This window comes from Candidatus Falkowbacteria bacterium, from assembly GCA_016699775.1.
GTDB lineage: Bacteria > Patescibacteriota > Patescibacteriia > Patescibacteriales > Patescibacteriaceae > Patescibacterium > Patescibacterium danicum.
The window spans coordinates 55,052-67,920 of record CP065010.1 but is presented as its reverse complement, the minus strand read 5'-3'; the positions used below and the strand labels follow the sequence as shown (position 1 = coordinate 67,920).

At 36.2% G+C, this 12,869-nt stretch carries 17 protein-coding genes, 5 tRNA genes and 1 other RNA gene; 1 reads left to right on the top strand and 22 read right to left on the bottom strand.

Annotation, left to right across the window (positions count from 1 at the left end; translation table 11 throughout):
• Positions 1 to 157 precede the first annotated feature (157 nt).
• The 16 genes from IPN41_00435 to nusA all read right to left on the bottom strand — a co-directional run bounded on the left by IPN41_00435 (position 158) and on the right by nusA (position 9,083).
• Complete coding sequence (locus IPN41_00435; GenBank protein QQS60436.1) at positions 158 to 664, bottom strand: NYN domain-containing protein; 507 nt, start codon at positions 662 to 664, stop codon at positions 158 to 160.
• 81 nt (positions 665 to 745) lie between these two features.
• Positions 746 to 821: transfer RNA gene (locus IPN41_00430), tRNA-Met, on the bottom strand.
• Positions 822 to 901: 80 nt separating this feature from the next.
• A tRNA-Met gene (locus tag IPN41_00425) sits at positions 902 to 975 on the bottom strand.
• Between the two features lie 99 nt (positions 976 to 1,074).
• Positions 1,075 to 1,147 (bottom strand) — tRNA-Arg (locus IPN41_00420).
• Positions 1,148 to 1,154: 7 nt separating this feature from the next.
• The gene (locus IPN41_00415; GenBank protein ID QQS60435.1) at positions 1,155 to 1,436 is read right to left on the bottom strand and encodes an HU family DNA-binding protein; all 282 of its coding nucleotides are present in this window, start codon (positions 1,434 to 1,436) and stop codon (positions 1,155 to 1,157) included.
• A 43-nt stretch (positions 1,437 to 1,479) separates the two neighbouring features.
• Positions 1,480 to 1,701 carry a preprotein translocase subunit SecG gene (secG, locus tag IPN41_00410; protein ID QQS60434.1) on the bottom strand — a complete coding sequence of 74 codons (222 nt, stop codon included), beginning with the start codon at positions 1,699 to 1,701 and terminating at the stop codon, positions 1,480 to 1,482.
• Position 1,702: 1 nt separating this feature from the next.
• Positions 1,703 to 2,053 (bottom strand): 50S ribosomal protein L20, encoded by a 351-nt coding sequence (gene rplT, locus IPN41_00405; protein QQS60433.1) that lies wholly within the window; start codon positions 2,051 to 2,053, stop codon positions 1,703 to 1,705.
• Positions 2,054 to 2,115: 62 nt separating this feature from the next.
• Positions 2,116 to 2,316: a 50S ribosomal protein L35 gene (gene rpmI / locus IPN41_00400; protein QQS60432.1), complete on the bottom strand. Its 201-nt coding sequence runs from the start codon at positions 2,314 to 2,316 to the stop codon at positions 2,116 to 2,118.
• A 32-nt stretch (positions 2,317 to 2,348) separates the two neighbouring features.
• Positions 2,349 to 2,909, bottom strand: a complete 561-nt coding sequence (gene infC, locus IPN41_00395; GenBank protein QQS60431.1) for a translation initiation factor IF-3 — start codon at positions 2,907 to 2,909, stop codon at positions 2,349 to 2,351.
• 113 nt (positions 2,910 to 3,022) lie between these two features.
• A tRNA-Gly gene (locus IPN41_00390) sits at positions 3,023 to 3,097 on the bottom strand.
• Positions 3,098 to 3,192: 95 nt separating this feature from the next.
• Positions 3,193 to 3,278 (bottom strand) — tRNA-Leu (locus IPN41_00385).
• Between the two features lie 98 nt (positions 3,279 to 3,376).
• Positions 3,377 to 3,753, bottom strand: a transfer-messenger RNA (tmRNA) gene (ssrA, locus tag IPN41_00380).
• 23 nt (positions 3,754 to 3,776) lie between these two features.
• A complete protein-coding gene (gene smpB, locus IPN41_00375; protein QQS60430.1) occupies positions 3,777 to 4,241 on the bottom strand; it encodes an SsrA-binding protein SmpB in 465 nt (154 codons plus the stop codon).
• Positions 4,238 to 5,530: a trigger factor gene (tig, locus tag IPN41_00370; protein QQS60429.1), complete on the bottom strand. Its 1,293-nt coding sequence runs from the start codon at positions 5,528 to 5,530 to the stop codon at positions 4,238 to 4,240. The genes smpB and tig overlap by 4 nt, the downstream gene beginning before the upstream one ends.
• A gap of 9 nt (positions 5,531 to 5,539) precedes the next feature.
• Complete coding sequence (locus IPN41_00365) at positions 5,540 to 7,534, bottom strand: sodium-translocating pyrophosphatase (GenBank protein QQS60428.1); 1,995 nt, start codon at positions 7,532 to 7,534, stop codon at positions 5,540 to 5,542.
• A 199-nt stretch (positions 7,535 to 7,733) separates the two neighbouring features.
• Positions 7,734 to 9,083: a transcription termination/antitermination protein NusA gene (nusA, locus tag IPN41_00360; GenBank protein QQS60427.1), complete on the bottom strand. Its 1,350-nt coding sequence runs from the start codon at positions 9,081 to 9,083 to the stop codon at positions 7,734 to 7,736.
• Positions 9,084 to 9,575: 492 nt separating this feature from the next.
• Between nusA and IPN41_00355 the strand changes: the two genes are divergently transcribed.
• Entirely contained in the window at positions 9,576 to 10,127 is a 552-nt protein-coding gene (locus IPN41_00355) for a hypothetical protein (protein ID QQS60426.1), read from the top strand.
• A 76-nt stretch (positions 10,128 to 10,203) separates the two neighbouring features.
• Here IPN41_00355 and IPN41_00350 read toward each other — a convergent pair whose 3' ends face one another.
• The 6 genes from IPN41_00350 to IPN41_00325 form a co-directional block, all read right to left on the bottom strand.
• A complete protein-coding gene (locus IPN41_00350; protein ID QQS60425.1) occupies positions 10,204 to 10,593 on the bottom strand; it encodes a hypothetical protein in 390 nt (129 codons plus the stop codon).
• Between the two features lie 9 nt (positions 10,594 to 10,602).
• Positions 10,603 to 11,019 carry a hypothetical protein gene (locus tag IPN41_00345; GenBank protein QQS60424.1) on the bottom strand — a complete coding sequence of 139 codons (417 nt, stop codon included), beginning with the start codon at positions 11,017 to 11,019 and terminating at the stop codon, positions 10,603 to 10,605.
• Between the two features lie 14 nt (positions 11,020 to 11,033).
• Positions 11,034 to 11,447, bottom strand: a complete 414-nt coding sequence (locus tag IPN41_00340) for a hypothetical protein (GenBank protein ID QQS60423.1) — start codon at positions 11,445 to 11,447, stop codon at positions 11,034 to 11,036.
• A gap of 67 nt (positions 11,448 to 11,514) precedes the next feature.
• Complete coding sequence (locus tag IPN41_00335; GenBank protein QQS60422.1) at positions 11,515 to 11,931, bottom strand: hypothetical protein; 417 nt, start codon at positions 11,929 to 11,931, stop codon at positions 11,515 to 11,517.
• A complete protein-coding gene (locus tag IPN41_00330) occupies positions 11,885 to 12,262 on the bottom strand; it encodes a hypothetical protein (protein ID QQS60421.1) in 378 nt (125 codons plus the stop codon). The genes IPN41_00335 and IPN41_00330 overlap by 47 nt, the downstream gene beginning before the upstream one ends.
• 104 nt (positions 12,263 to 12,366) lie before the next feature.
• Positions 12,367 to 12,777 carry a hypothetical protein gene (locus IPN41_00325; GenBank protein QQS60420.1) on the bottom strand — a complete coding sequence of 137 codons (411 nt, stop codon included), beginning with the start codon at positions 12,775 to 12,777 and terminating at the stop codon, positions 12,367 to 12,369.
• Positions 12,778 to 12,869: the final 92 nt, after the last annotated feature.

Sequence of the window (12,869 nt, the reverse complement as noted above, 5' to 3'; positions counted from 1 at the left end):
TAATGGGGTGCCTTTTCACTCTAGAGAACTCTTGGGAAAGCACTTCATTAGGTTCTGTCCTACTGCGGTGCTTTTTCATTTTACCTTGACTATTTTTACTAACAAGCTATAATTACATTTATAATACATTCGAAATAGCACTTCATTAGGTTTTGTCCTACTGCGGTGCTTTTTCATTTTTACCAATTTTAATATATTCTATTTTTTCTTTTAGTTTTTGCAAAAAAACTATTTTCCCTTTTGTTGCTTTTCTTAATAGTATTGAACAGTCGCCAACATAAGGACTCATTACTACCTCAAGTTTATTTTGACCATATAAATACTTTACTAAACAACTAAAATCACCGTCGCTCGAAATAATAATTGCTTTTTGATACTTGAAATAATCTATCATAGCTTGTAGTACTAACTCCGCATCAATATTCCCTTTTACTTCGCCTTGCTTACTTCTAATAACTTCTTTAAAACAAATTACAAAACCCGCCTTTCTCATTTGAGAATATATAAAAAAATATTCCGGTATTTCCCCCATAAACAAATAAGCCACTTCCACTTTATACTTTTCTTTCAAATATACTCTAAACCTCTTATAATCTAATTTCCAGCCTAAACTTTTCATTCCATAATACAAGTTTTGGGCATCAATAAAAGCATAATTTTTCATACAAAAAATCCTCCCTTATCTATGAATTAGGAGGATCTTCAGAGTATTAAATTATAAGTGCACTATACTATATTAAATTTGTGGCTGAGGAGAGGCTCGAACTCTCGACCTTAGCGTTATGAGTGCTACGGCAGGTAACCAACTGAGCTACCCAGCCAAATTTAGTGCGCCCAGTAGGATTCGAACCTACGACCATTCGCTTAAGAGGCGACTGCTCTACCGACCTTCCTATACCAGTGGCTGAGGAGAGGCTCGAACTCTCGACCTTAGCGTTATGAGTGCTACGCTCTAACCAACTGAGCTACCCAGCCAAATATTTTTTAAACAGTTAAAAGTTATAAAGTTGAAAGTATTTAAAGCCAAGTTTAACCTTAACTGTATGAACTTTATAGCTTTTAACTTAATGTTAGTGCACCCGGCAGGATTCGAACCCACAACCCCTTGGTCCGAAGCCAAGTGCTCTATCCATTGAGCTACGAGTGCTGATGGGTTATTTTCCTTTTAAAGCGTCCTTTAAAGTCTTTCCTGTCTTAAACTTTGCCACTGTTACTTCTGGAATCTGAATCCGTTCATTTGGTTTTTGGGGATTTACGCCACCACGTGTGTGTCGCTTTCGAGCCTCAAAAGTTCCAAAGCCAACAAGGTTAACTTTGCGACCTGCCTTTAACTCATTAATTGTTGTAGTGATAAGATTTTCAATAACATCTTCAACCTGCTTTTTGGTTAATGATGTCTCTTCAGAAATCTTTTCAATTAAGCCTGCTTTGTTCATATAAAGGCTTTAATAAATAATTAAAATAAGCCAATTCCAAACCTTATCTTAGTAGTAATCGGGAAAGAGAAAGACCAAAAAATAATACTATTAAAACAATTGTGGTAGTAAATAACATTTTTTCAACACCACGTTTGGTTCGGTACACTCCACCACCGCCACCAAAGACACCGGAAAGACCTGTTCCTCTATTTTGCAATAATATTGCAGCTATCAAAAGTATTGCAACAACAATTTGTGAAATTTGAATGATCCGAATATCCATATTACTTTTTATTCACCTTTTCCAGAATAGCATCTAGAGCTTTTGGATGATTTTCTGCTAAATCTGCTAAAATTTTTCGATCTATTTCAACCTTACCAGCTTTTAACAAGCCAATAAATTTTGAATATGAAAGTCCTCGCTCCTTAACAAAAGCACTAATCTTAATTTGCCACAAAGCACGGCGAGTTCGCTTTTTGGTTTTACGATCTGTATAAGCATGGACTCCAGCCTTCAAGACTGCAGTTTTAGCTGCTTTGATTAATTTTTTTCGTCCCCAACGATAACCCTTAGTTTTCTTAAGTAGTTTACGTCGTTTTTTTACATGGGTAGTTCCTCGTTTTACTCGTGGCATAAATTTAGTTAAAGGTTTATAAAGTTAAAAGTTATAATATATAGCAAAAATAACTTAAACTTTTATTTCTTATATGGAATAAAGCTACGGACATTTTTCTCATCCGTTGAATGAGCAAAAATATCTCGTCGTTTATTTCTAACCACTTTTCCTGACTCGCGAGAGTTAAAATGGTCTTGGCCTGCCTTACGTCTACGAAGTTTTTTAGTCTTAGTTAAGGTAAAACGCTTGGCTGTTGCTTTGTGTGTTTTAATCTTTGGCATATCGTCAAAATTTCTATTATCTTAGGCAAAATTTAAGGTTTTTTGCTAGTCAATAACATAGTAAACTTTCCCCCTTGGCTTGTCAAGCTTTCCTCTACAGCTATTGATACTTCTGGATCTGCTTCCAAAGTAGCGACAAATTTATTAATTACTTCCCGTGCTAATTCAGGGTGCTGTCGTTCACGACCTCGTAATGGCAATTCAATGCGTAATTTATTACCTTTGGCCAAGAATTTTTTGGCTTGTTCTCGACGAACACCTAAATCATGCTCACCAATTCGAATTGAAAGTCGAATCCCCTTAGTATCAACTTTTTTATGGTGTGTTTTTTGTTTTTGGGCTTTTTTATCTAACTCATATTTAAACTGACCAAAATCCATAATCTTCACCATTGGTGGATTAATGGTTGGATTAACTTCAACTAAATCAAGCTCTGCCTCTTTGGCCATCGCAATCGCTTTAGCAATTTCAACTTCACCGTGATGATTACCTTCTTCATCAATTAAAATAACAATCGGAGCATGAATCCCATAGTTAAAACGAAATTTCTTTTTTGGTTCGTAGGTTTTTGGCCGACGGTGTGTTCTACGCATGACTAATTAGTTAAAAGTTATAAGGTTATAAGGTTATAAAGTTTTTAATGTTATATAGTAATTATTTGTTCAGGCTTTATAACTTTAAGAACTTTATAACTTTATACTCAGCTTGGAGCGGGTAACGGGAATCGAACCCGTATCTCTGCCTTGGCAAGGCAATATAATAACCATTATACGATACCCGCATATAGCAGTTGAAAGTTATAAAGTTGAAAGTTATAAAGTGAATTTGTATTTTACTTTATGAACTTTATAACATTATAACTTTTAACTAACTTAGTGCCGAAGGAGGGACTCGAACCCTCACTGCAGGTTAATACAAACGGATTTTAAGTCCGTCGCGTCTACCAGTTCCGCCACTCCGGCAAACAATAGAGTATAAGGTTCATAAAGTTATAATGTTATAAAGTTAGTTTGAATCTTACTTTATAAACTTTATAACCTTACAACTTTATAACCTAGTTGTGTGGAGATGAGGGGAGTTGAACCCCTGTCTAACAAGTCAACTCAAGCACGCCTACAGAAATAGTCAGATCTGTTGTCTTGTTTCCATCCTTAAGATCTAACAAAAAAGATGAAAACCAGCTTGGGAATTTAAATTAATAGCCTCAAGCGGCAACTATTAACCTAGCCTACTGATGACACCCGTGATCCAACGCGTAGGCTTGTTGGGCGGATGGTTGCGGCTCTTAGGCGGCAACAGTAGCGTAAACCGGGATCTTCATTGAGAAGATTGGTTGCGCTGTAGCAGTTTTTACAACTGTAGTTTGGTCGGATTTAGGTGGCAACCAGCACCTTCTGCATACATGAGCAAAACTTATTATCAAAGCCTGGCATCCCCGGCTTTTCTTGTCTATGAACTGTCTATAATATGCCAGATTGGCGAATACCTTTTAAGCGACGTTTTATGTCTCGGCGCTTCTCTGTTTCTCGCTTATCAAAACGCTTTTTTCCGCGAGCTACAGCGAATTCTAGCTTTACAAGACTTCTCTCAGTATATAGTTTTAAGGGCACTAATGTCAAGCCTTTTTCCTCTCTTTTTCCTAATAAATAGTTGATTTCTCGTCTACGAAGAAGGAGTTTTCGTGGAGCATCAGGAAGGTATAATTCCTTTTTTACAGCATACTTATATGGGGAAATATGAACGTTGATTACAAAGGCTTCAATATGATGAGCATTAGAATGGAAAACTACATAACTACCTTTAAGGCTAACTTGGCCCGCCTTAGCTGATTTTACTTCTGCTCCGCTTAACACAATACCAGCGCTAAATGTTTCGAGCACCTCATAGTCATACCGGGCCCGTTTGTTTAGCGCAAGGACGGTCATAGAGATTGTTTAGTATTCCAATCTTTTAATTTTTTCAAAATCTCTCTATTTAACAACAAGGTAGAAAGATGTCGACGATACGCCGGATTAGTTAAAGACTCCATAGCTTTTTGATCATGGCCATATTGCTTTTTTAACAAATCTAATTCTGTTTCAATATCGCTATCACTTACTATAATATTCTCAGCTTTAATTATTTCTCGCAACACAAGCGCCGCCTTTACTCGATCAGTTGCTTGTGGTCGAAAATCAGAAATTAATTGTTGAGTTGTCTTACCAATATTTGAAAGATAGTCTTCAAACTTTCCACCTGAACGAGTAACATTATGTTCAAGTTCATGCATCATGGTTCGAGCTTCTTGCATAATTAAACTATCAGGCAATTCACCTAAAGTAGAATTACTAATAATTTTTTCAAGCATTGTTCGCTCAAAGGTATTATCAGCCTCAGATTTTTTTTCAGCTTCTAGGCTTTGAATAATATTTTTCTTTAACTCGTCAACATCTTTTAAACCAAAGGCAGAAACAAACTCAGTATCAACAATTGGTAATTCACGGCTATACACTTGCTTTACTTTTACGGTAAACTCAATTTTTTTTCCAGCCAAACCTTTCTGATGATGGTCAGCTGGGTAGGTTAGAAAAAATTCACGACTTTCATCAGCCTTCATTCCTGTTACTTGTTCATCAAAACCAGGCACAAAATAATCTTTACCAAGAATCACTGCCACTTCTTTTGCTTGACCACCTTCAACCGGAACTTTATCTAAAAATAAATTTACATCAGCTATTACTTTGTCACCATGTTCAGAAGCACGATCAACAGCCGCTTCTTTAACACGAACATCGCGTAACTGTTCAATCATTTTTTCAACTTCATCATCTGAAACAACTACTGATACTGGCTCTAAATTTAAATCTTTATAGACGCCAAGTTCAACAGATGGCAACAATGTCATTAATGCTCGATATTCAAAAGGATTTTCTGGAGCAAGTTTAGAAATAGTTATTTCTGGTTGACCAACCCATTCTTCGGTAACGTTATCAGTTATCGCTTTATCAATGCTTTTTGAGACTGCGACACGTGATGCTTCTTCAAGAATCACCATATCACCAACCCTCGCCTTAACTATGTCATAAGGCGCTTTTCCAGGTCGAAATCCTTCAATTTTTGTATTTTCTGAAATTGTTTGAGCGGCAATCTTACAATAATCAACCATTTCTTCAGCACTAACTTCAATGATTAACTCTATTCGATTTTCAGAAATATTTTTTCTTTCTACTTTCATGGTCAATGTTTAAATCAAAAGTCCAACAATCAGAAGGGCGATGATGTTAATAATTTTAATCATTGGATTAATAGCCGGTCCTGCTGTATCTTTGTATGGATCACCAACAGTATCACCAGTTACAGCAGCTTTGTGAGCCTCAGAACCTTTGCCTCCAAAAAATCCGTTCTCAATATATTTTTTGGCATTATCCCAAGCACCTCCACCTGAGGTCATAGAAATAGCTACAAAAATACCTGTAATAATTGTTCCAATTAATAATCCACCAAGAGCTTCAACGCCCAAACCAAAGCCAACAATAATTGGCACAACAACCGGGATCAAAGCTGGAATAGTCATACGAGAAATTGCCGCCTTAGTTACGATATCAACTGTTCTTCCATAATCAGGCATTTCAGTACCAGACATAATTCCTGGTTTTTCTTTAAACTGAGCTCGCACATCTTCAACAACACTTCCAGCCGCTTTACTAACCGCTTGCATTGAAAGCGCTGCAAAATAATATGGCAATAACCCACCGATAAACAATCCAGACACTACATGTGGATCACTTAACAAAAATTGAAAACTAGATCCAGCACTATGTGTAAAATCTGCAAACAAAACCAAAGCAGCTAAAGCAGCTGAACCAATCGCATAACCTTTAGTCACAGCTTTAGTTGTATTACCAACAGCATCCAAAGGATCAGTCACAGCCCTAACACTTTCATCAAGCTCTGCCATTTCCGCAATTCCTCCGGCGTTATCTGTAATTGGACCATACGCATCAATCGTTACAATAATTCCAGCCATTGAAAGCATTGCTACTGCAGCAATCGCAATTCCATATAAACCACCTAACTGAAATGAAAACCAGGTTGCAGCCACAATAACAATCACGGGCAAGGCAGTTGATTTCATTGAAACAGCTAACCCAGTAATTATATTTGTTCCGTGTCCAGTGGTTGAAGATTCAGCAATATCTTTAACTGGTTTATATTCAGTAGAAGTATAGTATTCAGTAATCACTACCATTAAAGCAGTAACGGCCAAACCAATGAGAGTACAAATGTATAAATTAGTTGTTAAGACTAAACCATTATCTTTCATTAACCATTGTGTGATTGGATAAAAAGCAATCGCAGCCAAAACTCCAGCAGCAATCAAACCTTTATACAAAGCACCCATAATATTTTTTCCATTACCAAGTCTAATAAAGAAAATTCCGATAACAGAAGTAATAATTGAAGCTGCGCCAAGTACTAATGGATAAATCATGGCATTTTCATAACTTGCAGGGAAAATCAAACTTGCTAAAACAATAGCAGCTATAGTTGTAACAACATATGTTTCAAAAAGGTCAGCAGCCATACCAGCGCAATCACCAACATTGTCACCAACGTTGTCAGCAATAACAGCTGGGTTACGTGGATCATCTTCTGGAATTCCAGCTTCAACTTTTCCAACTAAGTCAGCACCAACGTCAGCGGCTTTGGTAAAAATACCACCACCCAAACGGGCAAAAACTGAAATTAATGAACCACCGAATCCAAGACCAATTAAAGCGGGGATATCGTGAGTTACAAAATAAAAACCTGCTGTTCCAAGTAAAGCCAAGCCAACCACCAACATACCAGTAACACTTCCGCCCTTAACAGCCACATCCAGAGCTTTATGCATTCCGTGTCGTGCTGCTTCGGTTGTTCGAACATTGGCGCGAACAGAAATATTCATTCCAATATAACCAGCCACCGCAGACAAAAATGCACCGATGATGAAGGCTAAAGCAGTCATCCAACCCAAAGGAGGGATAAAACCAATAATTAAAAACAACACAATCGCAGCCATGGCCACGGTTTTATATTGACGATTTAAATAAGCTTTTGCTCCTTCTTGAATAGCACGAGCAATCTGTTTCATTTTGTCATTACCCTCAGGCAATTTCAAAATAACATTAATGTAAATAATGCCATATATAATGGCGATGGCCGCTGAGCCAAGAACAAATAAAATTATGTTGTTCATAAAAAAGTTGTAATGTTAAAAAGTTTATAAAGTTATAAGGTGACTTGTCATCCCCGACTTGGTCGGGGATCTCGTGAACAATAGTTATTCTTTCTCTTCTTTTGTCATCCCCGACTTGGTCGGGGATCTCGTGAACAATAGTTATTCTTTCTCTTCTTTTGTCATCCCCGCGGAGGCGGGGATCTCGTGAACAATAGGTTTATTCTTTTTCTTCTTCAATAGCCTCTTCTCCTTCAACAACTGGTTCTGCTTCAACAACATCTTCTGCTACAACCTTTGTTTCCGCACCTGCTTCTTCCATTGCTTCTTTTTCATTAGTAGTTTCATTTAATCCTGTTTCTTCACCTTCCTCAGTAACCTCATCAACAACTTCTTCCTTACCTTCAGTGGAAACTCCGGTTCCATCACCAGCAATATCAATTTTCCATCCAGTTAAATGAGCGGCTAACCGAACATTCTGTCCGTCTTTACCAATAGCTAATGAAAGCTGATCATCTTTTACGGTAATAAAAGCTTGATGCTCATCAGTAACTAATTTTACATCTTCAACTTTGGCTGGGGCCAGAGCGTTAGCAATAAAAGTTTCAACATCTTCACTATGTTCAATAATATCAATTTTTTCTCCACCAAGTTCACGGATAATTGTTTGGATACGTGAACCTCGTTGACCAACACAAGAACCAATTGGATCTATATTTTCGTTCTGAGCAGAAACGGCAACCTTTGAACGGCTACCAGCTTCACGAGCCACACCTTTTATTTCTACAAGGCCATTTGAAATTTCTGGAATTTCTAAAAAGAAAACTTTTTTCAAAATTTCTTCTGAAGTTCGTGACAATACTATTTCTGGTCCGCGTGGTGTAATTTTTACTTCTTTAACATAAAACTTTAAACGTTCTCCAGAATTATATCGTTCACCACGAATTTGTTCATCTGGTGGAACAACACCTGTTGCTTTACCAAGATCAATTAATACAACACGACCTTCACGACGTTGCACAAAACCGGTAATGACTTCATGCTCTTTGTCTTTAAATTCACCAAAGACCATATCGCGTTCAGCTTCACGCAAACGTTGAATAATAACTTGCTTAGCTGTTTGAGCGGCCATACGTCCATACTCTTCGTGAGTTTCCAATTCAGTTTTTATTTCATCACCCAGTTTATACTTTTTATTAATTGCCTTTGCTTCAGAAATCTGAATTTCAGTTTTTGGATTAAATCGATGCTTTTCTTCTTCAACTCCATCATCAGATGATACAGCAGCATGTTCGGTAACTTTAACATCAACTTTTGGACTTACTTCTCCATTTCCTTCTTCAGCAGCTAATAATTCTTCTTCAGGTACATCTTCAACCACGGTTTTTATATCATAAACTTTATAACCATTTGTTTCAGGGTTATATTCAACTTTAATATTTTGATTCTTTTCGCCGTAGTCTTTTCGATAGGCAGCGGCTAGAGCAGAGTCAATTGTGGCAATAACAGCCTCATATGAAAGGCCCTTTTCGTCACAGATCTGCTTAATGGCATTTGTTATTTCACTCATAGGAATAAGTTAAAAGGTTCATAAAGTTATAAAGTAAAAAGTAATACAAAATTCTATACTTTATAATTCTATGTCTCAGTCATTCGACTGGGCAAGTATTCTACTAAAAAAGCCAGTATTTTTAATACCAGCCTTAACATTATCTTAACATAAGCCAATTTTTTGTCAAATAATAGAATAAATAAGCTAAAAAACCTAAATAATTAGGAAATATATAATATAAACATTTTTTTGGCTAAAATTAAACAAAAAAATAGCAATATTATCGAAGCAGAACCCCATAATACCAAAATATTACCAAATCATTGACAATTATTAGATAATATGATATAATCCTAAATTAGTCGGTTCTTTAAAAATAGATAATCTGGCTTAATTTATTGAATTTTTTGAGCTTCTTTTCAGTAGTATTTTTGTAAATCTTAAAAAGAAGTTAAGAAAAATCAATAAATTAAACAGAAAATAAAAAGAGGGCATTAGGAGGCCCAAAAAATGAAAAATACAATAATAGTGATATTTGTTTTACTATTTGCAATAGTTGGATCAGGTTGCGGTTCAGCAGGACCGGAATTTGATTCTCTTGAGGATTATAAAAACGGTAAATGGACCCCTGGCTGGTGGTATGATGGCATGTCTTCCGAAGAGGTAAAATTATACCTTGACGGCATGACAGATAGTCGTGCCAAAGAATTAGCTCTAAAGTTTTTTGAGGAGAAATATTTTCTCAAACAAACAACAACCACTACTTTATCTAAAGACTCAGTTGTCTTTGGGACAGTTGCTATTTCTAATGAGCTGAATAGAACTGTATTAATCGGAGTTGATCTAATTGGCTCAGACCCTTCATCGGAAATTGGCCATAGATCGTGGTACGTGGCTGCAAAGTCAACTGTCTTTGATGTACTTCCTCCCGGAAAATATATCAAGTGGTTCAATTGGAATAGAAAAAGGGAGGAAAGCCTAACAATAATGAATATTGGGATTGAGACAACTTGGCACCTTGACAGAAATGTCAATGGGGTGGTTCTTGTTACTCAACCATAAATAAGTATGAAAACTAAAGCCCCCTCAAATATATTTGAGGGGGTAATTTTTTTATATTTTATTATTATCACCTTGGTCAAGCTCCTGGTAAATTCTGAAAGACAAAATAAGTAATTGAATAGGCTGCGATAATAATCAGCAAACCAATAATTGCGCTACGAATTGTACTCGTAGCTTTTTTTATTTTTTCTTCATCACCGGCAGCTGTCATCCAATTATATCCAGCTAACACAATTAATATAATAAAAATAACCCCCAGTAAACCTAAAAAACTTTTTATTATTAAAGCTACTACACCTCCAAGTTTTAACGATGGACTAAATCCAGCACTCTCTTGTACCTTATATGCATTATCCCTTAGTGATTCAGCGGTCTTTCCCGATAAAAAACCCGCATAAGCAAAATCAAAAAAAGAAAAAAGCGATATTATTACAATACTACTAAATTTTAATATTTTCTTAAACATAAATATTTATTATGGAATATATGGATCATCAATTATCATCTGACTAATAAACATCCAAATTGCAAAAGCACCAACTATAATTAACAAACCAATAATGGCGGATCTAATCGTATGTTGAGCTTTTGATATTTTTTCTTGATCTCCAGCAGCTGTCATCCAATTATAACCAGCTAACAAAATTAATATAATAAATATAACTCCAAGTAAACTTAAACCAACACTAATACCCGTGCCAAGAATTTTTAAAATTGTTGTTTCATCAGTTCCTTGTCCATATCCCGCTGAGCTCCCAACGGTTTTTAATTTATCAAGTAACGGGGAAGCAGATCCCGTAACCGGCCCCGTAATCTGCGCCAAAGAAATTGTTGGCAAGAAAATTATCACTAACACAAATTGTGCAACTATTATTTTAAAATATTTATTCATATACTATATAAAATTTAAACCACTGTGCCCCAAAGCCTTTCAATAATGAAGACACTTAAGGCATAGGCAGAAATGACAATTAAAAGACCAATAATTGCAGCACGAATTGTGTTTCGGGCTTTGGTTATTTGTTCTTCTTCACCTCCGGCCGTCATCCAGTTAAAGCCAGCATATATCATTAAAATTAAAAATATTACACCCAAAAATCCAAGAAAAATACTAATTATTTCACCCACACGTTGTTCTAAAGGAACTGTTGTGGTTGGGCTATATGGAGCTGCTATATCATCTAACTTTTGACCAAAACCAAAAGGATCAGAACCTTCAACCGGCGGATCAATTGTATTTCCCTGAGCAAGGGCGACAATCGGCAACATCAAGCTGATAACACCTATACTGGCTAACATTTTTAACAATTGTTTTCCCATACTTATTTTAAATAATTATATCCTAGATATCCTTTATAATACTCTACCTAAATAATTTATGAAACTATTACGTAGCACCAAAGGTTGTACCCATAAATAACGTAATCGCATAGGCTGACAAAACAATAACTAATCCAATCACCGCCGAGCCAACTATTTTTTGTGCTGTTTGTATGCTCTCTTGGTTACCTCTTGATGACATCCAAGTAAAGCCACCGTAAATCATTAGTATTAAAAATAGAACTCCAACAAAAGATAAAACCCATTGAATAATATTCGTCACAGCTTCAACTGGGTTTGATCCGGCCCGGTTAATTCCTGCTCTCCTTGCTGTTTCTTCAAGACCCTTAAGTTCCACTGCTTGTACGGGGAAAGAAAATATAGAAAATAAAAAAAACCAAGAAAAAATAATTCCACTTATTATTCGTAAAACTTTTTTACTGTATTGGTTGTAATGAAGATCCAACAAATCTAGTAATTGCATAAGCAGATAAGACAATAATTAAACCAACAACTGCAGCCTTAAGAATATCCTGAGCCTTTTTTATGTTTTCTTGACTACCACCAGCTGTCATCCAAAGCATACCAGCCCAGACGACTAATATAAAAAATATTGTTCCAGTAAATCCAAGGACAATGGCTAAAATATCACCAATTAGTAATGGCAAATTTACTGATGCTTGAGATAGCTCTGCTGTACTTGCCGTAGAGTCTAAACCCGATAGCGCCTTTTGTGTTCCACCTTGAGCTAGTGCTTGAGATGAAAACAAAAAATAATTTGTAATCATCCCATAAAACAATAAACGAAGTTTCATACGTTTCCCTAAAGCCGAATAAAGTTCGGCTTCGCGGAAACGGGCCCGAAAATATTTCAGGCCCATTGTTTATTGAAACAATACTTAACCAATACACAAAAATATTAGTTGTTAGTAGCTTCCAATAAATTGTTAATAACGAAGTTTGCGATACCAAAGGCGGCTAAAATAATGATCAAACCAACAGCACCTTGAATAATCAACTTACGAGCTTCGCCAACTTTTTCTTCATTACCACCAGCTGTCATCCATTTGAATCCACCAAGTAGAATAATTACAACTGCAATCATTCCAAGGAAACCCAAAAGAATACGAATAACGGAGGCGGCAATATCTCGAGGGTCTTCATCTCCTAAACCAAGAGTATTTTGAAAGTCATTGGCAGTATAGTTAGAACCCCAAATAACGTTTTGGCCATTACCTTGAGCCTGGGCGACAGGGAAAGCCAAGAAGCTTGGGACTGCCAACATTAAACCAAAAATGGCGATTGCGAATCCTGCTATTTTTTTTCTCATAATGTCACCCCCTCTCTATAATTAATGTTTCTTTATAGATCTTATAAAGATGTTATTAACATAATACCATAAACATAAAAGAAAGCACAATG